We start from the raw sequence: 21,883 nt of genomic DNA on the forward strand, positions 1-21,883 counted from the left end.
AAGCTTAAAAATTCTCCACGGAGTTGTTAGGTTAGGGGGGAGATTCCAAAGCCAGAAAACCTTATGCACAGCCTGCGTGCTAGATTTGCATACGGGCAGGGTGAATGGCAATCGTGTGCTGGACAAAGATGCAGAACTCGATACCCGGTTGCAATTTTCGCATAACCTAGAGGCTCCTGACAGTGATACGCTTTGAGTATGCAGATTGTCAAAAGGAGGTCTTTAGGTTGAGCCAAATCATGGTCTCTTCTCCTTTACAAGAAGAAAAACCTATACGTTGGGGTAAAGTTATCAATCAGGAAACCTGCATCGGCTGCCATGCCTGTTCTGTAGCCTGCAAAATGGAACATGATGTGCCTCTCAGTGTCAACCGTACGTATGTCAAACAGGTTGAAGTCGGCGTTTATCCTCAAGTCTCCCGGGAATTTCAAATTACTCGCTGTAATCAATGCGACGATGCTCCCTGTGTACCCATTTGTCCAGTCACAGCGATGTTTAAACGTGATGACGGTATTGTTGATTTCGATCGCGATGTGTGTATTGGCTGCAAAGCGTGTATGGCTGCTTGTCCATACGATGCGATTTATATCAATCCTAACGTTCACAGCGCAGAAAAGTGCAATTTTTGTGCGCATCGGATCGACCAAGGGCTTGAACCGGCTTGTGTCATAGTATGTCCTGTGGAAGCGATTGTGGTTGGAGATCTCAATCAACCGGACAGTGAAGTTTTACAGCTTATCTCACGCCATAAAGCAGATGTCAGGAAACCCGAAAAAGGAACTAATCCTAAAGTTTTTTATGTTGGTGCAAGCGATTACACATTGAATCCTTCCAAAGCTCGCTACGAAACAATGAATATGTACGCTGAAGAGAGAACTGGTTATCCTGTCCATGATGAGCACCGTCAAAAAGGTAAACATAGCGTCGCCGCTGCTCGTTTGGCTTATGATGTTCCGCACCATTCACCATGGCATTGGGAAGTCTCTCTGTATACATGGACGAAATCAATTTCAGCAGGAGCTCTTATTATGCTGGCAATTTTTGCGCTCAGCGGTGTTTCATTAGATTCGACTATAGAGATGGTTGCTGCTGCAATTGGACTTGTATTTTTGGGTATTACAGGTATCCTGTTGATTTACGATTTGGAACACCCCTGGCGTTTTATCCGCATTTTTACACGCCCTCAATGGAAATCTTGGCTGGTTCGCGGTTCCTTCATCATTGCCGGGTACGGCATTGTTCTTCTGCTGCAATTCTTACTGAGCCTTTTCCATCAACAGCAACCAGAAATGTTTGTCGCTGTTGCCGGACTTCTTTTGGGTGCTTTTACAGCCATGTACACCGCATTTTTATTTGCTCAGGCTAAAGGACGCGATTTGTGGCAAAATCCCGCCCTGCCGTTACATCTTTTGTCTCAGGCAGTGTTGGCAGGAGCCGCGTCGTTTGCTATTGTCGGACTCTTTATCCCCATGTCTGGAAAAATGGAATTTATCATACAAACGACACTCATCGTCTCAGCTGGCGTACATTTAGCTTTGGTCTGCAGTGAAATGATGATTCCGCATACCATTGAGGATGCTAAACGAGCTGCTCATCAGATGATCTACGGTCGGTACAAATGGTTTTTCTGGACCGGGTTGTTAGCTGGGGGACTCGTTCCTTTTGTGCTTGGTTTCTTTATGCACAACCATACTTTAGAAATAGTAGGTTCAATTTTTGCTCTGCTGGGACTTTTTCCTTATGAACACGCTTACGTTCAAGCAGGTCAATCCATACCGTTAAGTTGACACCATTAAGTTGACACCATATCGATGCTATTTTCTCTATTTCATATTTTGTTTGGAGGTGTGGAATTTGGGTATTCAGGAGAAACATTTGGAAATGACCAAGGGCTTTGGTCATCTGCGCTCCCATCCTGAACCAGCTAAATGGGATGACTGGAAAGAATTAGATGCCAAAGCATGGCCGAAAAAAGTGGAGCATCACTATGAACTCATTCCAACCGTTTGCTTCAATTGTGAAGCAGCTTGCGGTTTGTTGGCCTATATAGACAAAGAAACAGGAGAAGTCAAGAAATTGGAAGGCAATCCTCTGCATCCGGCTAGTCGTGGCAGAAATTGTGCTAAAGGCCCAGCAACGGTAAGTCAAATGACCAATCCGGAACGCATTCTGTATCCACTCAAACGTGTGGGCAAGCGTGGAGAAGGCCGGTGGGAACGAACCACTTGGGATGAAGCCTTAGACGACATTGCCGCTCGTATTCGTAAAAGTATCTTAGCCGGAAAGCGGGATGAAATTACCTATCATGTAGGTAGACCGGGTGAAGACGAGTATACAGAAAGAGTTTTGAAAACATGGGGTATTGATGGGTTGTCCTCTCACACCAATGTGTGTTCTTCAGGAGGACGTGCAGGTTATGCTTTTTGGATGGGAATGGATCGGCCTTCGCCAGATTACACAAACGCCAAGTTTATCTTAATGATGAGTGCGCATTTAGAGTCCGGCCACTATTTTAATCCAAATGCGCAGCGTATTATAGAAGCTCAACAAAAAGGAACGAAAATCGCGGTTATTGATACCAGGCTCTCCAATACGGCCTCGAAAGCTGATTACTGGTTGTCACCGTGGCCGGGTACGGAAGCTGGCTTGCTTTTGACTCTTGCGAATGTGTTGATTCAAAGTGAGCGATTTAATCAAGAGTTTGTACGTCAATGGGTAAACTGGAGGGAATTTTTAGCGGATCGACAGTATTTGCAAGATTTGAAACAGAGGGGCTTTTTGGATACTGTCCCTACAGGACAAACATTTCGGGACTTTGTGAACGTTTTGAAATCGATTTATGCGAGTTATACTCCCGAATGGGCAGAAGAGGAATGTGGTGTTTCAGCCGATTTAATTCGAAGTGTGGCTGAAGAAATTGCCCGCGCAGGAACAGCGTTTTCAAGTAATATTTGGCGCAATGCGGCTGCAGGACATCGTGGAGGTTGGATGATTACTCGCAGTCTGATGTTTTTGAATGTCTTGATGGGCGCAGTTGGAGAACCTGGAAGTATGATTCCTAACACATGGGTCAAGTTTGTTCCTACACGTCATACGATGCCAGAGCCTATTAGAGTTTGGAATGAAAATCATTGGCCACGCGAATTTCCGCTCTCTTATTTTGAAATGAGTTTTTGTCTTCCACATATCCTCAAAAAACGAAAGAAACGTTTGGAAGTATATATTACTAAAGTTATGAATCCGGTTTGGACTTTTCCAGATGGCTTCCAATGGATTGAAATGTTTCAAGAGCCCGATCGCGTTGGTTGCCATGTGACCTTATCTCCGGTTTGGTCTGAAACCGCCCAATTTTCTGATTACATTCTGCCTGTTGGTCTGGCCACAGAGCGGCACGATTTGCATAGTTATGAGACGCACGCTGCACAATGGATAGGTTTTCGTCAACCTGTCTTGAGAGTTTCAAAAGAACGAAAAGGTAATTTTACAGGTGATACGAGAGACGCTAACCCAGGTGAGGTTTGGGAAGAAAATGAATTTTGGATTGAACTCTCGTGGAGAATCGACCCTGATGGAAGTTTGGGTATTCGCAAGTATCATGAGTCTCCATATCGTCCGGGACAAAAAATTACGGTGAATGAATATTATCAATGGATTTTTGAAAATGCTGTTCCAGGTTTACCAGAGGCAGCGGCGGCTGAAAATATGACACCGTTAGCCTACATGAAACGATATGGCGTTTTTGAAATTACGAAAGATGTGTACGGAGTTTACAAAAGACCAGTAGAAGAATCTGTTTTGCAGGATGCCGTTATTGTTCCGGAACCTTCTGAAGGACGGAACCTACAGGGTCAAGAGCCTGGTGTATGGGTGGATAAATTGCCACATTCCGCAAATCATGCTCCCTTGCCTGGACCGTTCAAGAATAAGGAAGGCAAAGTGAGAGCGGGTATTTTGGTAGACCAGCAAGCTGTGAAAGGCTGGCCAACGCCTTCAGGGAAATTGGAGTATTTCTCCACAACGCTCAGAGATTGGGGATGGCCGGAATACGCCATTCCGATTTATCCAAGAAATGAGCGAGAACGTCAATCCATGATTCATATTGTCAGTCAAGTGCATCATCAATCCATAGATCCAGCCAAAGGAGATTACATTTTATTGCCAACGTTCCGGTTGCCCATGTTGATTCACACTCGAACCAATGGTGCCAAGTGGCTGCATGAGATTGCCCATACCAATCCCGTGTGGATTCATCCTGTAGATGCTGCTCGACTGGGTGTAAAAACAGGAGATGAAGTGCGTATTTCTACGGAAGTTGGCTCAATTGTAGATAAGGTTTGGGTTACAGAAGGTATCAAACCAGGCGTGATTGCGTGCTCCCATCATTTGGGCAGGTGGCGATTACATGAAGAGATAGGTAGTGATCGATGGAGTTCGTCACTGGTTAAAATTGAAAAAAATCAATCGGGTCAATGGACGATGAAACAAATTCATGGTCCGATTCCCTGGAAAAGTAAAGATCCTGATTCCGGACGAGTTTGGTGGACCGATGGGGGTGTGCATCAAAATATTATTTTCCCTCCTCAGCCCGATCCGATTAGCGGCATGATGTGTTGGCATCAGAGAATTCATGTAGAGAAAGTAGAAAATGGACGTCACTATGGAGAAATTGTAGCCGATCCTAAAAAGTCCTACGAAGTTTTTCAACGTTGGCTTGAGTTGACGCGGCCTGCGCCAGGACCGGGTGGACTCTACCGTCCCTATTGGATGCTTCGTGTTTTAAAGCCACATCCAGATGCTTATGTTGTTCCGGAGAGCGTTCCAGGAATGCGTGAAGTGAACCAATAATTGTATGGTCGCGGAGTTTTTGTTTCAGGAGCAGGGGAATAGCCGTCCCTTGCTCCTGAAACTGTTATCCAGATGTCTAGATGGGTTCTTTTCAGTGCAAGATTTACGACGCTTCATTGACAACCGAATCTATTTTCAGTAGACTACGGTCAAATGCTTTATTATATTAGCGAACTAAAGCAAATGACGCAGGTACTTGTCTGCTGGAGAGTGAGAGTGTGAATCGAGTTTTCTTTGAAGAACCAGTAACTTTTTCCGGTTCAAACAATGGCGATCGTCCTGCTGGCTTGAGAGATGCCTATCCTTCCTATGCCTCGAAGCGACGAGCGTTGGAAATACAACTGGTTGACTATTTCGAACAACGTGGATGTTCTTTAGTCAGTGCCTCCGCGATTGAGTCACTAGATACATTTTGGCGTGCCAAAACGTCACTTTCCGTCGATGATGCTTATCAAATACTTATGGCTCCTGGAAAGTTGGCGGTATTGCGCCCGGAAATGACACCCTCCATTGCGCGTATGGCAGCTCCTGTTTTGCAACAACATCCTCAGCCGCTTTACTGGTGTTACGCTGAACGTGTTTATCGCAAACCTGGAAGTGTTTCTTCCTGGTCTGAACTTGCTGTGGACGCTGTGGAATCTACACAAGTGGGAGTGGAATGGATGGGAGTAAGCGAGGCGGCAGATGCTGACTTGCTTTTGCTTTGCCATGAAGCGTTACAACAGTTATCGGTCCAGGGAGCGCGGACGGTAGTTTCACATGCTCGCTTAGCAGTTTTGTTTTTGAATGCTGCAGGAATTTCTGAAGATGTGATTGCGAAAAGTTTACAGCAACTGGTCAGAGGGGACTATGTCGGTTTTCAAGAGCTTATGATGACTTACCATCCGTCTGTATCCTTACTGACTTGTCTGCGTCAACTCAATCCATATGATTCGGAAAGTCTGGAAAGACAATTGGAGCGTTGTGGGCAGGCTGTACAGAAGAACACAGAATTGTATCAAGTGTGGAATACAGTTGTATCTATTGCAAAACAAATTACAGAACTTGGCCGTCAACAAGAATATACTTTCGATTTTACGCTGACGCGCAATATAGCTTATTACACAGGTATTCTTTTTGAAACTTTTGCTCCCGGCGTTGGGGCTCCGATTGCTCTCGGAGGAAGATATGACGAGTTATTGAAGCAATATGGAACTGACGCTCCTGCAGTCGGATTTGTCCTGGAATTGGAACGTCTCTTGAACGTTGTTGCGTCGATAACAAATCGGGGAGGAGAATTACTTTGTTGACGATTGCTCTTGCCAAAGGACGCACAGCAGAAGATACGTTGCCTTTACTCGAGCAGTCAGGCTGGCCGCTTGCAGAAAATTTTTTCACCAGTCGCGCTCTCGTTTTCCCTGCCCACAGCCCAATCCTCGGGGAGCTTCAATATCTGTTGGCCAAGCCTATGGATGTGCCGACATACGTTCAATATGGTGTGGCCGATCTCGGTATTGTTGGCAAAGATATTTTGCTTGAGCAGCAATCTGATGTCTATGAATTAATCAATTTGGGGACAGCGCGCTGTACGCTTTGTCTGGCTGGCAAACCTGAAACAAAGATGAACCAAATTCGTCGTGTCGCAACGAAATATCCGCGATTGGCGGAAGCGTATTTTCGCAGCGAAGGGCTGTCGGTAGAATTGGTAGAACTAGGAGGGAGTATTGAACTGGCAGCTGTGATCGGTTTGGCAGATGCTATTTTTGACTTGGTGCAAACTGGAGCAACGCTTGCCGCTAATGGACTTCAAGTACTCCATGAGTGTCATAAAATTTCTGCACGCCTGATTGCGAATCGCTCCAGTTTTCGTCTCAAACAAGACAAACTGGAACCGTTGTTGGTTGCTTTACAAAAAGCTACTACGGATGGAGAGGGTTGGATATGATCATCCGTCGCTACAGTTCAGACCAATGGATTTGGCAACGAACATTAACATCAGAAACAGCTGTTCAATCCAAGGTATCCGAGATATTGGAAACTATTCGAAGAGACGGAGACTTTGCTTTGCGTCGTTACACACAGGAATTCGATAGATGGCAAGGAGCTATGAACGCTGAAGAGCCTCTTTCTGTACCGCGATCTGTGCGCGAAGCAGCGTTAGCGGCAACACCTGCGTCTCTTCAGACGGCTTTGCGAGAAGCGGCTCAGCGCATTCGCCGTTTCCACGAAGACGTGCTTCCGGATAATCGTCAATTTGAACAAGCAGGAGCAACGCTTGGGATGGTTTGGCGTCCGTTGCGTCGAGTGGGTGTTTATGCGCCGGGTGGTAAAGCAGCCTATCCATCCACGGTCTTCATGAATACTATACCCGCTCAAGTAGCAGGTGTAACAGAAATTGTTTTGGCCTCTCCTCCACAAGCTGAGACAGGCTGGCCCCATCCTCTGATATTGGCGGCAGCTGAAATTGCTGGTGTGCAAGAGGTGTATCGCATAGGCGGAGCACAGGCGATTGCCGCATTTGCCTATGGGACTGCCAGTGTACCCGCTGTTGAGAAAATTGTCGGTCCAGGCAATCAATGGGTTGCCACAGCCAAACAGCAGGTTCAGTCACATGTTGCAATTGATTCCATCGCTGGACCAAGTGAAGTATTTGTAATAGCTGATCATACGGCTAAAGCCCCCTATGTAGCTGCTGACATGTTAGCTCAAGCAGAACATGATGAAGCTGCTGGTGCTGTCTGTATCAGTACAGATCGCCGTTTGTTGGATGAAGTAGCAAGCGAGTTGGAACGGCAATTGGCTATTTTGCCGAGGAGATCGATTGCTGCTCAGGCTCTACAGACATGGGGTGCGCTGGTTGAAGTGGCTTCAGTGACTGAAGCGATTGAGTTAACCAATCAAATGGCACCAGAGCATGTGGAATTACATGTGGCTCATCCATACGAAATTTTGCCTGAGTTAAGAACAGTGGGCGCGGTGTTTCTTGGTGAATATACGCCAGAACCTGTAGGCGATTATTTGGCCGGACCCAACCATGTATTGCCGACACATGGTACAGCCCGTTTTGCATCTGGGCTCTCTGTGCATGATTTTCTGCGTCGTTTTACTTATGTGTCATATGATTCATCCGCTTTAGCTCGTGATGCGGAATCGATTATCCGATTGGCAGAAGCCGAAGGACTTGACGGCCATGCGCGAGCTGTACAAATTCGCTTGGAAGGTGAGCGTTCGTGAATGTAAATCGTTTTGAGAAAGAGGATGAAACAGGCTATCCATCTGTGCGAAAAGCGAAGATTGTTCGTCAAACGGGTGAGACGTCAGTCGAACTGGAACTTTGTTTAGACGGTCAAGGACAGGCGCAATTGGATATACCGGTGCCTTTTTTGAGTCATATGCTCCATTTGTTTGCCGTTCACAGTGGATGTGATTTGACCATTCAGGCGAGCGGTGACATTGAAGTCGATGATCATCATTTGGTAGAAGATATCGGAATTTGTCTAGGGCGAGCGCTTTACGAATCTCTAGGAGATAAGGTGGGCATTCGTCGTTACGGTCAACGTTATACACCTATGGATGAAGCGTTGGCTCGCACGGTTCTCGATTTTTCTGGGCGTAGCGCCTTTGTTTGGCAAGCGGAATTTCGTCAAGATAAAATCGGTCAATTTTCTACCGAATTGGTTGAAGAATTTTTTAAGTCAGTCGCCAATGAAGCGCGTATGGCGCTGCATATGGCGGTTCTCTATGGATCCAATCATCATCATATGGTAGAAGCTCTCTTTAAATCATATGCTGCGGCCTTGCGAGAAGCTGTGACACTCGAACATCATCAACGCTTGCTTAGCTCTAAAGGGGTGCTCGAATGATTGCGGTATTGGATTTAGGTATTGGGAATTTGTCGAGTGTACGTGCTGGTCTCGCCAGGGCGGGGGCTGAGACTGTAGTTTTGGCGAATCTCCACGATTGGCAGATGAACTTTGATCCATCCTCACAAGTCAAAGCCTTAGTTTTGCCAGGTGTTGGTGCTTTTGGTGACGCCATGTTCCAGTTACGGTCCCGTCAGTTGTTGTCGCCGCTAAAAAAACTAGCTGCCTCTGGATTTCCGATTCTCGGTATTTGTCTGGGCATGCAACTCTTATTCAGTACTTCAGAAGAGCATCAAGGTGCCATAGGATTGGGACTATTGCCGGGCAAAATCGTTCGATTTCCTTCTGTCGATCGGGTGCCGCATATGGGGTGGAATACACTGGACGTCCTGCGCAAGCATCCGCTTTTAAACGGGATCGACCCTGGTGATTTTGTCTATTTTGTTCATTCTTACTATGCAGTACCTCTTGAAGAGGAAATTGTCTTTGCTGCTACCCATTATGCAGGTGTACAAGTGCCTGCAATTGTTGGACGCGGACAACTCTTTGGAATGCAGTTTCACCCGGAAAAGAGTGGTCGCGTGGGGGCCAAGTTACTAGAAAACTTTGTGGAACTGTCCGAACAGGGGGTACGTCCGAATGTCCGAGTTTAGGATTTACCCTGCGCTCGACTTTCTGGGTGGCCGCTGTGTACGGCTCTATCAGGGAGAATATGGAAGTGCAGCGGAAGTCAGTACCCATCCGTTGGCTACAGCCGAAACTTATCTGCAGTCTGGCTGCCGTTATTTGCATGTGGTCGATCTCGATGCGGCTCGTTCTCCGAAGCACATTGCGCAAACTTCGGTGAATCGTGAGATTATACGGGACATTTGTCGGCTTGCGTCTACCTGCAATGCAAAAGTCCAAGTAGGTGGCGGCGTCCGTTCCTTGGCTGATCTTGCCGCTTGGCTGGAAGTGGGAGCAAGTCGCTGTGTAGTGGGCACAGCTGCTCGTGAAGAGGGTTTTCTGCAAACGGCGGTCGAACGTTTTGGCGCAGAAGCTGTAGTTGTGGGACTGGATGGACGAGATGGAAAACTTGCCGTTCAGGGTTGGGAAGAGCAAACCAATCAACCGCTGATAGAAGTCGCTGTTTGGGCACGACAGGCTGGGGTAAGGACTGCTGTGGTGACGGATGTGCGTAAGGACGGAACCGGACAAGGACCCAATTTACAAATCGCTCGGGAAATTGCTGAAGCGACCGGTTTATCCGTGATAGCTTCAGGCGGTGTAGCCCATCTTGACCATGTGCAAGCAGTGCAAAAATCCGGATTAGCTGGGGTCATAGTAGGAAAGGCGCTTTATAGTGGTCAGATAGAACTTTCTCAAGTAGCAGCTTGGTGGCAAAGTGAAAAGGGGGATGTGTCGTGCTGACCAAACGAATTGTCCCCTGTTTTGATGTGGATGCGGGACGTGTGGTGAAACACGTAGGTTTTTTAGAAAATCGCCGCGATGCAGGAGACCCAGTAGCGTTAGCAGAGCGTTATTCTGAAGAAGGAGCCGATGAACTGGTACTTTTGGATATTTCGGCTTCTTTGGAAGGCAGACTGGCCGTCTTGCGAGTGGTAGAGGAAGTGGCCTCTCGTATTCAGATTCCGCTCACCGTAGGCGGGGGTGTCAATCGTATTCAAGATGTGCGTGATTTGCTGATGGCTGGAGCGGATAAAGTGTCCATGAATACGGGGGCCGTGCGTTCTCCAGAGCTCATACAGGAAGCAGCCCGCCGTTTTGGCGAGCAGTGTGTGGTTGTGGCCATTGATGCTAAAAAAAATTCTCTGACAGGCGACTATGAAGTGATGATAAAAGGCGGAAAACAGTCGACAGGGCTTGAAGTTGTCCATTGGGCACGCCGTGCTGTCAGCCTTGGGGCGGGTGAAATACTCCTCACCTCGTTTGTGCAAGATGGAACTAAAAGTGGTTTTGATATTACATTGACGCGGGCGGTTGCAGAAGCAGTTTCTGTGCCCGTAATAGCTTCAGGCGGGGCTGGTTGTGTAGAAGATTTTTACGATGTCTTTACTCAAACAGAAGCAGCTGCGGCACTAGCTGCTACAATTTTCCATTTTTCTGAAACTTCTATTCGTGAAGTCAAGTCGTATTGCCGCCAGAGAGGAGTGGCTATTCGATGGATTTAGCAACAGGCGAATCTGCCATGCAGTCTGTAGCACTGGCTCGCGTCCGTTACGATGCAACAACAGGATTGGTGCCGGTTATCGTCCAAGAGGCTAAGACGCGTGAGGTATTGATGATGGCTTATGCGAATCGCGAAGCTCTCAAACGTACGTTGGAGACAGGTCAAGCCTGGTTTTTCAGCCGATCTCGTCAAGAATATTGGCGCAAAGGCGCAACTTCTGGAAACACGCTGAATGTGCTTTCTATCTGGGTCGATTGTGACGCGGACAGCCTCATTTATTGGGTAGAAGCTGTTGGACCTGCATGCCACACAGGTGAGCGTAGTTGTTTTTATCGAACCTTGGTATCGGACAGTGTGGCTGAACAGGCGGATAAACTGAGTGGGGAAGTGAGTATAGAAAGGTCAATAGAAAAACAGACAGACGATTCTGCGAGAAAAGTGTTAGATAATGGAACTGACTTTACACTGCTGGCTGATTTGTGGGATACTGTCATCAGTCGACAATCGGAAATGCCTGCAGGAAGTTATACCACCTATCTCTTCACGCAGGGCATGGACAAAATTGCCAAAAAAGTTGGAGAAGAAGCTGTCGAAGTTGCTCTGGCAGCCAAATCGTCAGATGCTGTCAGACAGCGGGAAGAAGTAGCGGCTGAAAGCGCTGACCTACTTTATCACCTGCTGGTTCTTTGGAGTGCTTCTGGCGTTTCTCCGGCGGATGTAATGGCAGTGTTGAGGAGCAGATAGCGCAGATGCAGTCAGAAGTTGTACCACCTCCTGGTGAAGTGCCTGCCTCGCCATCGCGCGAGGCATTTGGTTTGTTTTCCGTCCTTTTTGTCAATCTTATTTGGGCTGCGAGTTTTCCGGCCACTGCGTTTGCCGTACATAGTTTTCCTCCCGTTTTTTTGACACTGATGCGCCTATCGGTAGGCGGACTGCTTTTGTCGCCTTGGCTTTTTTTGCGATCAGCGCGTCGCCTTTTCCATCCTCGTGTGTTAGCACTCAGTGCCTTCTTGGGTGTAGTCGGTTTTTCCTTGCCAGTTTTTTTCGAGACAGAAGGTCTGTATCAATCGACTCCAGCTGTAGCTGCCATTTCTATAGCGATGGAACCTCTTTTTACAACCTTCATTGCTGCTATGGTTTTGCGAGAGCGGCTAACATGGCGACGGATTTTTGCTTTGTTTTTAGCGCTGATAGGTGCTTATGCGATTGCAGGGTTTCCTCGTCCAGACAATCCAGGCTATTGGCTTGGCGACTTGTTTATGTTGGCCGCCGTTCTGTGCTATGCTGTGTACAATGCGTTGTCAAAAAAATTGACCGATTCTGTACCTTCTATGCCAGCTGCTTCAGCATCATTGTTATTTGGTGCCCTTGGCAGTTTGCCTATCTGGCTTTTGCTCCATCATCCGCTGCCGCACGAATGGATTTCCAAAGATATATATGCAGCAGCCTATTTGACACTCTTTTGTACGACTGGCGCTTATGTGCTCTGGAATCTTATTTTGCGTGTTTTTCACGCCTCTTTTGCAGCGTTGTTTCTCTATTTGCAACCCGTTTTTGGGGTTTTGCTCTCCGTTTGGTTGCTTCACATTCAACCGGAAGCATCCTTTTATGTCGGAAGTGTCGTTATTCTATTTAGCCTATTTCTAGGTAGACAACAGAGAGGAGAACGGTCGGATTGAATCCATTTGTTCACACGCTTATTTCGCCTCACGGATTTGAACTGATTCCTTCGCTCGACACAGCCAAACGTCCGGGAATTCAGCGTTTAAGGAGTGCTTTGGAAAAGCAAGGGAAACGTATGACAGCTGCTAAACCTGATTTATTGGTGGTTTTGACACCGCATGGACTGCGCACGACCCGTTACACTACAGTAACAACCAGCACTTGGGTACGCGGGTTAGCGGAATACGACGGAGAAGAAGCCAGCATGGAATGTCCTGTAGCGCAGTCTTTTGCAGTGGGTTACGTAGAGGCTGCTGAGGCTGCAGGTTTACCACTTTTGGGTGTTCAGTTTGCCACGGCAGCAGGACCGCTCTCTGTTTTACCGCTTGATTGGGGAAGTATGGTTCCGCTCTGGTTTATGCCTGATGTTCCTGTTGTTATTATCACCCCAGCGCGAAATTTGGATAAAGCGTCGTACATTCGCTGTGGAGAGCTATTGGCAGAGTGGACAGTGCGTCAGAAAAAACGTGTTGGCTTGATTGCCTCCTGTGACTGGGCGCATACGCACCATGAGGGCGGACCTTATGGTTTTGCCAAAGAAGCCGTGGAGTTGGATCAAAAAGTTCGGGATGTACTTATGCGTGGTGAATGGGAAGAAATGGCAGATTGGGATTCTTCATTTGTTGAAGCTGCTAAACCCGACGGAATCCCACAAATTTTAATGTTAGCTGGTGCTGTGTCCAAAGCGGATCGTAAAATTATAGAATGCGAATATGAGTGTCCTACCTATTTCGGAATGTTAGTAGCAGGACTCGCTTAAGCGGTTTGTGAACGAGTCTCTTGTTACTCAGACGCGGATTTGCTACACTGCTTGCAAACAGCATAAAGAAAAGAGGCGCTAGGGGTGCCCTTTGGCTGAGAGACCTATGTCAACCCTTTAGACTCGATCTGGATAATGCCAGCGAGAGGAAGTGCCAAGTTCGGGGAGAGTCACCTCTTTTCACGCCATTAGCGGGAGAGGTGTTTTTTTATGTCTACTCTCGCAAAACAATCATAATTTGGGGGAATGTTTATGAGTTGGAAGTTGCGAGACATTGTCTTGTTAGCCATTCTCGCGGTTGTCAGTGGTCTGATTTTCCGTATTTTCGATTTCTTGTACAACATTCTGCAAATCGGCAATATTGTCTGGCCGCCTGGTCAAAATATTTTAAACGGTGTCTGGTTTATTGCTGTCGGCTTGGTACCTTATATCATTCGTAAACCAGGGGCTGCGCTTTTGGCAGAAGTGCTTGCTGCCGTCGTTGAATGGGCGCTCGCTGGTCCTTATGGAATTAGTGGCGTTCTTTCTGGCTTATTGCAAGGTCTTGGCGGCGAATTGGCCTATCTGTTCTTTGCTTATCGTCGCTACAATCTCGGCGTCTTATCACTCTCAGGTGCGCTGGCCGGTGTGGGGTACGCTGTGCAATATTACTATCAGTATGGCGGTAATCACCTCACTCATTTGGATTTTATTCTTGCCGTTCTCATCAACTGTATTTCAGGAGTATTTTTTGCTGGATTTGTGCCGAAATGGATTGATGATGCTCTTGCGCGTACAGGGCTTCTTCGCAATTACGCGATTGGTCAGCGAGCTAAGGGGATTTCACAGTGAGTAGCCAACTGAAGCAGAGTCCTCGTACCCTCGAAGAGATGGCAAGTCCGCTTCTCTTTGTAAAGGATCTCTGTTTGCGCTATGAGGAGCATGGGCCATGGATTTTGCGCCATATTGATTTTGTCCTGCATCCAGGTGAATCTGTATTGCTGCTTGGCCCAAGCGGATCGGGAAAAAGCACATTAGCTATGGTACTTGCTGGTCTGATACCCAGGATTCTTGAGGCAGAAGTCAAAGGAGAAGTCTTTTCTAGCGATTCTTTGCGCAAGCCGGGGAATATTGGCTATGTTTTTCAAGATGCGGATACACAGTTTTGCATGCTGCAAGTGGATGACGAATTGGCGTTTGGCATGGAGAATCGGCAAATTCCCCGCGCCAAGATGCGTGAACGAATGAAAGAAGCTTTGGCCAATGTTTTGTTGCCCGTTGCTCCAAACGATCTTCATCATGAGTTTTCGGGCGGAATGAAGCAGAAATTGGCAATTGCTTCCGCTTTGACACTTCGTCCTCAACTTTGTGTCCTGGATGAACCTACAGCTAATCTCGATCCGTTAGCTAGTGCACAGGTATTGACGACCATTCAAAAATTGCGCGAACAAGGGACTAGCTTGCTGATAATTGAGCATCATTTTCAACCTCTTCTGCCCTATGTGGATAGGGTGGTCTTGTTCAATCGAGATGGTAGCATTCATCGCCAAGGTCCTGCTGGAGAAGTGGTTGCTGAAGAATGGGCATGGATGCTGGCAGAAGGAGTAGCAGAAAGTCATGAGCTTGTCCAAACTGCGGTGCGGCGCGCTAATGATGCGTCCAGTTTGTCTTTGGGCAATTCGCTATGGACTTTGAGTGGGTTGGACGTAAAGCGTGGAAAGCGTGAAGTGTTGAAGCAGGTTAATGCAGAAATACGGCAAGGCGAATGGATAGCCATTGTGGGTCCAAACGGATCGGGCAAATCGACATTACTTGAAGCGCTCGCGGGATTGGTTCCGGCTGAGTCTGGAGAGTTGTCGTATGCTGGACGTCCACTCAAGGATTGGTCGGCAGAAGAATTGTATCAACGAATTTCTGTGAGTTTTCAAAATCCAGAGCATCAGTTTGTTTATGAACGAGTGGGAGAAGAGATAGCCAATCAACGTCTGTCAGGTGACATTCCTGATGATGTCCAGTCCTGGCTCAGTGATTTTGGCCTGGCAGGTTTAGCTGAACAATCGCCTTATATGCTTTCCCAAGGCCAGAAACGCCGTTTGTCTGTTGCTTCTATGTTACGTAAGGAACATGAGGCGTATTTGCTTGACGAGCCAACGTTTGGTCAGGATGCTGCGACAACCCGTTTTCTTATGGAACGTTTGGAGTCGTTGCACATTCGCGGTAAAACTCTGATCATGGTTAGCCATGACTTGTCACTCGTCTATCGTTATGCTACGCGCGTTTGGGTGGTGGTCAATGGTCGGTTGATTTGGGATGGTTTGCCGCAGGATTTAAAAAATCATCAAGCGATTCGAGCAAAAGCTCATCTTTTATCGGAACAGGAATTGATTGCGGCAGAGTTGCAACGAACGGAATTGAGCATGAAAGATATTTGGAATGCTTGGGAATCGAAGAGTGTTCCTAAGAATCATGCTCGTTTGTCCTGGTTTCGTAAAATTCACCCAGTCTGGCTATTCATTGGTATTCTGGTGGCAGCGGTCTTGATGGTATTTGCAAACAACTGGCAACAAGGTTTGGCGATGTTACTCTTTCCTATGGTTTTGCTCATGACCTTGGGACATCAATCTCCTTGGCGTGTATTAAAAATTCTTGCGCCATTTGTCCTTATTTATTTTCTTTCCCTTGTCTCTTTGACATTGAATTCAGCAGTACCGTCTGGAAGTGCCAGCGTGACGATTCTTTGGTGGCATCCAAGTATAGCCGGACTTCTCAATGGTATCGTGCTCGCCACACGAATGATTGGCACGTTGGCGCTTGGCCTGCTCTATGTGGATGCCGTGGATTTAACAGAATTGACCATTGGACTGACGCGACATTTTCGCTTGCCGCCTAAGTTCGCCTATGGTTTTCTGGCAGGTTTTCGCATACTGCCGTTGCTGCACACTGAGTGGAATAAAATTCAAGATGCACGTCGCGTGCGAGGATTATCCCCTAAACGGATGATATGGCGCATCGGTATTTTTGCGTTGCCGCTATTGGCTCAGGCTGTACGCATGAGCGAGCGTGTAGCCATGGCTATGGAATCTCGTGGTTTGCAGGGTGATGCGGCTGCGTCCGCTAAGGAACGCAGCTTTTACCGTGATGTGTCCTATGGAACTTTGGATATTTTTATTGCTCTCGCTTTTCCTGTTTCAGTGTTCGCTTTGCTTATGATTTTTGCTCACCCTTAAACCTGTGGCGAATGGTCCTATGCCAGATCCACGGGAACGCTGCACAACCCATGGGCGTAAAGAGAGCGTATAAAGGCATCAATGGATAACGGAAACGATCCCAAGCAGGGAAAAAGAAAAAAACAAGCGTATAGTAAACTAAAAAGCAGAGAATAACGGCCCATTGTCGAAGCAGTGGGCGTTTTTCTGCTTGGGTGGCCAAATACATCAGGCCGAGTAGCACAAAGAGCATAAAAATCCAATAGGCAATTGTATCCACGTTACGCATGGTTGTCACCAACCATGGTTGGGCTCCAGCATTGATGAATGTATAACGAACAGCGTTTACGTCATTATTGTATAGATGATAAATTTTTGCCCAGCCATTCAGGAATGTCTGCCAGGGATGAGTCCAGTAGTATTGAAACGCTACTTTTTCGCCAATTGCATTTTCTAGAACTTCGTTTTTACCAGCCGCAAGTAATGGATTGATGTTGGGATTGTATGACCAATAGTATCCTGAATTTGTCATAATCCCTTGCCAAAGATTGACTCCTCCATTTGTCGATACCAGGACAAAATGATGCATGGCCAGCCAATTGCGCAGCGTCACTGGAAAGATGCCAACGACCATGCCCAGGACGAATGAAACCGTTCGTTGAAAGGCTATACGCCATGCAATTTGTCCTAACCAACGTTCAGAAAATAAATAAAAGATAGGAAACAACAGCGGGATGGGACGTATATCAATATCTAGACCAAGTAGTAAACCTACAAGCGCAAACGGCCACCAACGGTGTTCTTTTTTGTTTGAAAGCAAGGTTAAGGCAAAGAGTACAACCACAAGTAAAAAAGTAAACGATTCTTCCGATCCGTTGACAGCGTTCCATTCTATTTGACTTGGCAAGAGAGTGTAAAACAGGGCACCAATAGTAGCTAGCCGAGCATGATGGGTAAAGTGTTCAATGAATTTGTAAATCAAGATGACCATTCCAATACTCAGGAGCGTATTAAAAATCAACCCAGAAATCATTAGCGGACCGGTCAGACGATAAATGATGGACAGGATAAATGGCCAGCCAATCGGCCAGTATGCGGTTGCCTGTCCGCGCCAATGGTAACCTTGTCCAAGCGCCATTTCTCTAGCATGGATAAAATACCACTCAAAATCAGCGCGTTGTGGCGGTTGCATGTATAAAAGAAAGGCTCCTCTTAGCAAAATGTTGATGAGGACGACCCAGAAGAGATTAGAATGTTGAAAACGGGTAAGATAGGTTATCGGCCAGAAACGTTTTTGGAGTTTGTTGGTTTTTTCCTGTAAAATGACGGATTCACCTCTACAGTTCGTAAGCCCTGTTGTCCAAATTTTACTTTGTAAATGTTATCATATGCGGAGAAGCAGCGCGTTTTGTCCACGTTGCACTCATATTTTCCGTTGCCCATCTTTTGTTGCAGAGGAGTGGAGAAATGCCGTACACAGAAAAAGATTTGTTAGCTGTTCAAACGATTCGTACACTTTCTATTGACGCCATTGAAAAGGCGAATTCCGGCCACCCAGGATTGCCCATGGGTGCTGCACCTATGGCCTATGTATTATGGTCCCGTTTTTTGCAACACAATCCTGAAAATCCCCATTGGTTTAATCGTGATCGATTTGTGCTGTCAGCTGGTCATGGTTCTATGTTACTCTACAGCCTGCTCCATCTCTTTGGTTACGATGTGACCATAGACGATTTGAAATCTTTTCGACAATACGGCTCACGTACACCAGGACATCCAGAATACGGACACACGCCGGGAGTGGACACTACAACTGGACCGCTTGGACAAGGAATTGCGACAGCTGTGGGTATGGCTGTTGCGGAAAGATTTTTGGCTGCTAAATACAATCGTCCTGATGCGCAAGTGGTTGATCATTACACTTATGTGATTGTCGGCGACGGCGATTTAATGGAAGGTATCTCGGGTGAAGCGTCTTCACTAGCAGGTCATCTCAAATTGAACAAACTCATTGTTCTTTATGATTCTAACGATATTTCTCTTGATGGGCCTACTTCTTGGTCGTTTACGGAAGATGTAAAAGCGCGTTATCAGTCTTACGGCTGGAACGTTTTGCATGTGAAAGATGGTAACGATTTGGAAGAAATTGAGGAGGCTATCAAAGAAGCTCGCCACGCTAACGCCCCTACACTCATTCAAGTCAAGACCATCATTGGATATGGCGCGCCTACCAAGCAAGGGACATCCAAAGCTCATGGTTCCCCGTTGGGTAAAGAGGAAGCAGCTAAAGCAAAAGCATTTTATCAGTGGGGTCATGACGATCCGTTTCATGTTCCCTCCGAAGTTCGAGAATTGTTTGCAGAACTCAAAAAAGCCTGTGCATCTCGGGAAGCAGCTTGGAACGCTGTCTACGTGGAGTTCCAAAAGAAATATCCTGAGCTGGCTCAAGAACTAGATACAGCCCGCTCTGGGAAAGTTCGTGTTGATTTTCCGCAAGTCATGCCGCAGTTTGAAGGTGAAATAGCGACACGCGATGCTTTTGCAAAAGTCATCAATGCCATTGCTCCTCACGTTCCAACAATGCTTGGCGGTTCTGCCGATTTATCAGAATCCAACAAAACTTTAATTGCTGGAAAAGATCATTTTGGACCAGAAAATTATGCCGGTCAGAATGTTTTTTATGGAGTACGTGAGCATGCCATGGGAGCCATGATCAACGGACTGTGTTTGCATCAAGGTATATTCCCTTATGTTGGGACCTTCCTGGTCTTTTGCGATTACTTGCGTCCATCCATTCGCTTGGCTGCACTGATGAAACAACCAGCACTATATGTGTTTACACACGATAGTATTGCTGTTGGTGAAGATGGACCGACGCACGAACCGATTGAACAATTGGCTTCTCTGCGCGCTATCCCAGGATTAGTGGTTTTTCGTCCGGCAGATGCTCAGGAAACAGGTTATGCGGTGGAATATGCATTGACGCATCGGGAGGCACCGATTGTGCTAGCCTTGTCCAGACAAAAACTCCCGGTTTTACCTGAAATCCAAAAACATCGAACGGAGTTTGCCAAGGGTGCTTATGTCTTGTATCAACATGGGGATGGTCAACAATTAGCCATCATGGCTACTGGTTCTGAGGTGCACCTTGTACTCGAAGCTGCCAAGCGTTTGGCTGCTGAAGGAATCGCGGTGCGTGTGATTAACGTCACATCTTTTGAATTGTTTGAATCAATGGATGCGGCGTATCGAGAGAGCGTCCTGCCCGGTGGATTGCGTAAGCGGCTTGCCGTGGAAATGGCTCACCCCATGTCATGGGGCAAGTATGTGGGGTTGGATGGTGATACGTTGACCATACAACGATTTGGCGCTTCTGGCCCTGGAGAAGTTGTGATGCGAGAATATGGATTTACCGTGGAAAACGTCATCGCAAAAGCAAAAGCCATTTTAAATCGTTAAACGTCAATTTCTATGCAGAATGGGGCAGTCCTTGTGGACGCCCCATTTGTTCAATGCTCGAAGGACAGAAATCGCTTGTTCTCTTCAAACAATCATGATTGTTTTCAGTAATTTCAGGAAAGAGTTTCCGATGATTGTAAATGAGCTTGTAATCCTGCCATGACAAAACGAATAATACGGTTTTCAAATGTTGTTTTATCTGACTCCTCAATATGCATTGCTGCATAATAAGCCATGTCTCCCACCAATGAGATAAGCATGAGAATCGTCCAGCGATCTTCCTTGCTTTGAAAACGTCCCTCGTGGCGACGATTGAGAGCCTCTAGCAGTTTGTCACCGAGAGAACCATACATAGCTTCCTGCTTTCTTTCCATAAATGCTCGGCCGCCACCCGAATAATAAACTGACGCCATAGCTTTATCATGGTCAAACATGCGCAGAACGGTTCTGACTGTCGCTTCAGTTGCCTCTTCAAAAGAGTTTTCAAGATTGTCAAGAATGGGAGAAATTCGAGACCAGGTCTGCTCCACCATCTCGTCAAATAAAGCGGTGAGCAAATCTTCGAGTGAATTGAAATGCAGGTAGAAGGTGCCGCGTGCAATGTTACTTTCTTTGATGACATCGGCAATCGTAATATCGTCATAGCCATATTCTTGAAAGAGCCATTTGGCAGTATTCAGAATGTGTTGATGACGTTGCTCTTTAGTCATGGATTGACGCATTTCAGAAGCTCCTTTTTCAACTGCGCTGAAATGATAGTTACGTAATGTACCCCCGCGCGGTATGTAGAGAATGTTTTATGTCAGTGATGCATAATGATCACGCACGACTTTTAAAAACTGATGGGTGATAGGATGTTCGGCCATTTCTTCTGGATAAGCCAGTAATGTCGGCCGCACCCAATCCTCCAGTCCCACATCAATAGCTAAACAGCCCTTGTGGGCCGCATCTGCAAGAGTTCTTCTTGGTAACAGAGAATATCCAACACCGAGTCCAACCATGGCTTTAATAGCGTCAAGACTGTCGAGTTCCATACTCACTTTGGGATAGACATGTGATTTGGCAAGGAGTTCCATAACACGCTTGCGAAAAGGCGCTGTTTCCCGGCTGAATGCGACGAAAGGTTCATTGACCAGTGCCTGAGGACCAGGAAAATGATGTGTAAAAGGATGGTTTTTCGAAACTACCAAATCAATTTTATCTGGAACAAACTCTACAAGACGCACACGTGGATGATAAATCGGCTCACCTAAAAAACAAAAATCCACGCGTCCAGTGGTCAAGGCTTCCACCATTTCATCGTAAAGTCCCATTTGTACTTGCAGGCGAATCCGACTTTGTTGGTGAAAGGTGGCAAGGCAACTAGGCACGTCAGTAGAGACAAAAGCGCGGCCGGACATGATGCGCAAAATAGGTAAAGGTGAACTTTCGGGCTTGCTCATTTCAGTGACCAGCCGTTGCATACGCTCAGCGAGGGGTAAAAACTGTCGTCCTGCAACAGTTAATTCAACTCCTGTCGGAACGCGATCGAACAAAGCATAGCCCAAGTCTCGTTCCAGTCGCTGCAAACGTGTAGTGACGGTGGATTGTGACATAAATAGGCTATCGGCCGTTTTGGAAATCGATTTTAGCCTTGCTATAGCCAAAAAAAGCTCTACATCACGTGTATCCACATCATCACCCAACTGACCTTTTTCTGCATTCTATCATGTGCTGCTTGAAAGGAACAATTAGATATTGATGAGAATTTCGTCATGCTGCCAAGATTTCTCCATCCTCTTTTCGCAATTTCAGAGTAAACTAGAGAATGTGGGTTTTTTCGTGTCGATGACTGTCAATTGTTGACGATGAAAATGGCTGATAGATACGAGAAAACTGATATTTACACAGGGAGGATTGT

General features: G+C 46.7%; 18 protein-coding genes and 1 riboswitch. Of the genes, 15 read left to right on the forward strand and 3 right to left on the reverse strand.

The features are described from left to right. Window positions 1-227 precede the first annotated feature (227 nt). From ACOJUR_RS05480 to ACOJUR_RS05545, 14 genes are all read left to right on the forward strand, one after another. Window positions 228-1,787: a 4Fe-4S dicluster domain-containing protein gene (locus ACOJUR_RS05480; RefSeq protein WP_083573991.1), complete on the forward strand. Its 1,560-nt coding sequence runs from the start codon at window positions 228-230 to the stop codon at window positions 1,785-1,787. A gap of 67 nt (window positions 1,788-1,854) precedes the next feature. Next, window positions 1,855-4,845, forward strand: coding sequence for a molybdopterin-dependent oxidoreductase (locus ACOJUR_RS05485; RefSeq protein ID WP_072872795.1), 2,991 nt, complete (start codon window positions 1,855-1,857; stop codon window positions 4,843-4,845). 218 nt (window positions 4,846-5,063) lie between these two features. Then, window positions 5,064-6,134, forward strand: a complete 1,071-nt coding sequence (locus tag ACOJUR_RS05490; protein WP_420949475.1) for an ATP phosphoribosyltransferase regulatory subunit — start codon at window positions 5,064-5,066, stop codon at window positions 6,132-6,134. Beyond that, window positions 6,128-6,769, forward strand: coding sequence for an ATP phosphoribosyltransferase (gene hisG, locus ACOJUR_RS05495; RefSeq protein WP_072872797.1), 642 nt, complete (start codon window positions 6,128-6,130; stop codon window positions 6,767-6,769). Before ACOJUR_RS05490 ends, hisG begins: the two co-directional genes overlap by 7 nt. Beyond that, window positions 6,766-8,058, forward strand: a complete 1,293-nt coding sequence (hisD, locus tag ACOJUR_RS05500) for a histidinol dehydrogenase (protein WP_420949476.1) — start codon at window positions 6,766-6,768, stop codon at window positions 8,056-8,058. Before hisG ends, hisD begins: the two co-directional genes overlap by 4 nt. Beyond that, entirely contained in the window at window positions 8,055-8,687 is a 633-nt protein-coding gene (hisB, locus tag ACOJUR_RS05505; protein ID WP_420949477.1) for an imidazoleglycerol-phosphate dehydratase HisB, read from the forward strand. Before hisD ends, hisB begins: the two co-directional genes overlap by 4 nt. Further along, the gene (gene hisH / locus ACOJUR_RS05510; protein WP_072872799.1) at window positions 8,684-9,340 is read left to right on the forward strand and encodes an imidazole glycerol phosphate synthase subunit HisH; all 657 of its coding nucleotides are present in this window, start codon (window positions 8,684-8,686) and stop codon (window positions 9,338-9,340) included. The genes hisB and hisH overlap by 4 nt, the downstream gene beginning before the upstream one ends. Further along, window positions 9,327-10,097 (forward strand): 1-(5-phosphoribosyl)-5-[(5-phosphoribosylamino)methylideneamino]imidazole-4-carboxamide isomerase, encoded by a 771-nt coding sequence (locus ACOJUR_RS05515; RefSeq protein WP_072872800.1) that lies wholly within the window; start codon window positions 9,327-9,329, stop codon window positions 10,095-10,097. The genes hisH and ACOJUR_RS05515 overlap by 14 nt, the downstream gene beginning before the upstream one ends. Further along, the gene (gene hisF, locus ACOJUR_RS05520; protein WP_072872801.1) at window positions 10,091-10,858 is read left to right on the forward strand and encodes an imidazole glycerol phosphate synthase subunit HisF; all 768 of its coding nucleotides are present in this window, start codon (window positions 10,091-10,093) and stop codon (window positions 10,856-10,858) included. Before ACOJUR_RS05515 ends, hisF begins: the two co-directional genes overlap by 7 nt. Next, complete coding sequence (gene hisIE, locus ACOJUR_RS05525; protein ID WP_420949478.1) at window positions 10,849-11,601, forward strand: bifunctional phosphoribosyl-AMP cyclohydrolase/phosphoribosyl-ATP diphosphatase HisIE; 753 nt, start codon at window positions 10,849-10,851, stop codon at window positions 11,599-11,601. Before hisF ends, hisIE begins: the two co-directional genes overlap by 10 nt. 5 nt (window positions 11,602-11,606) lie before the next feature. Further along, window positions 11,607-12,536: a DMT family transporter gene (locus ACOJUR_RS05530; protein WP_203114551.1), complete on the forward strand. Its 930-nt coding sequence runs from the start codon at window positions 11,607-11,609 to the stop codon at window positions 12,534-12,536. After that, a complete protein-coding gene (locus ACOJUR_RS05535; protein WP_420949479.1) occupies window positions 12,533-13,339 on the forward strand; it encodes a DODA-type extradiol aromatic ring-opening family dioxygenase in 807 nt (268 codons plus the stop codon). Before ACOJUR_RS05530 ends, ACOJUR_RS05535 begins: the two co-directional genes overlap by 4 nt. A gap of 70 nt (window positions 13,340-13,409) precedes the next feature. Then, a riboswitch (TPP riboswitch) is annotated at window positions 13,410-13,506 on the forward strand. An 85-nt stretch (window positions 13,507-13,591) separates the two neighbouring features. Next, window positions 13,592-14,170: an ECF transporter S component gene (locus tag ACOJUR_RS05540; RefSeq protein WP_306953145.1), complete on the forward strand. Its 579-nt coding sequence runs from the start codon at window positions 13,592-13,594 to the stop codon at window positions 14,168-14,170. Beyond that, window positions 14,167-16,545, forward strand: a complete 2,379-nt coding sequence (locus ACOJUR_RS05545; RefSeq protein WP_420949480.1) for an ATP-binding cassette domain-containing protein — start codon at window positions 14,167-14,169, stop codon at window positions 16,543-16,545. The genes ACOJUR_RS05540 and ACOJUR_RS05545 overlap by 4 nt, the downstream gene beginning before the upstream one ends. On the opposite strand, the gene ACOJUR_RS05550 is transcribed toward ACOJUR_RS05545, so the two are convergent. Continuing rightward, the gene (locus tag ACOJUR_RS05550) at window positions 16,523-17,716 is read right to left on the reverse strand and encodes a glycosyltransferase family 39 protein (protein WP_420949481.1); all 1,194 of its coding nucleotides are present in this window, start codon (window positions 17,714-17,716) and stop codon (window positions 16,523-16,525) included. The genes ACOJUR_RS05545 and ACOJUR_RS05550 overlap by 23 nt on opposite strands. Window positions 17,717-17,991: 275 nt before the next feature. On the opposite strand from ACOJUR_RS05550, the gene tkt reads away from it, so the two are divergent. Beyond that, window positions 17,992-19,983, forward strand: coding sequence for a transketolase (tkt, locus tag ACOJUR_RS05555; RefSeq protein WP_420949482.1), 1,992 nt, complete (start codon window positions 17,992-17,994; stop codon window positions 19,981-19,983). A gap of 113 nt (window positions 19,984-20,096) precedes the next feature. Here the strand turns inward: tkt and ACOJUR_RS05560 are convergent, their stop codons facing one another. Together ACOJUR_RS05560 and ACOJUR_RS05565 are read right to left on the reverse strand one after the other, a co-directional pair. Then, window positions 20,097-20,705 (reverse strand): TetR/AcrR family transcriptional regulator, encoded by a 609-nt coding sequence (locus ACOJUR_RS05560; protein WP_072872808.1) that lies wholly within the window; start codon window positions 20,703-20,705, stop codon window positions 20,097-20,099. 75 nt (window positions 20,706-20,780) lie between these two features. Beyond that, complete coding sequence (locus tag ACOJUR_RS05565) at window positions 20,781-21,656, reverse strand: LysR family transcriptional regulator (protein WP_072872911.1); 876 nt, start codon at window positions 21,654-21,656, stop codon at window positions 20,781-20,783. Window positions 21,657-21,883: the final 227 nt, after the last annotated feature.

The organism is Alicyclobacillus tolerans, assembly GCF_048984885.1.
Lineage (GTDB): Bacteria > Bacillota > Bacilli > Alicyclobacillales > Alicyclobacillaceae > Alicyclobacillus_I > Alicyclobacillus_I tolerans.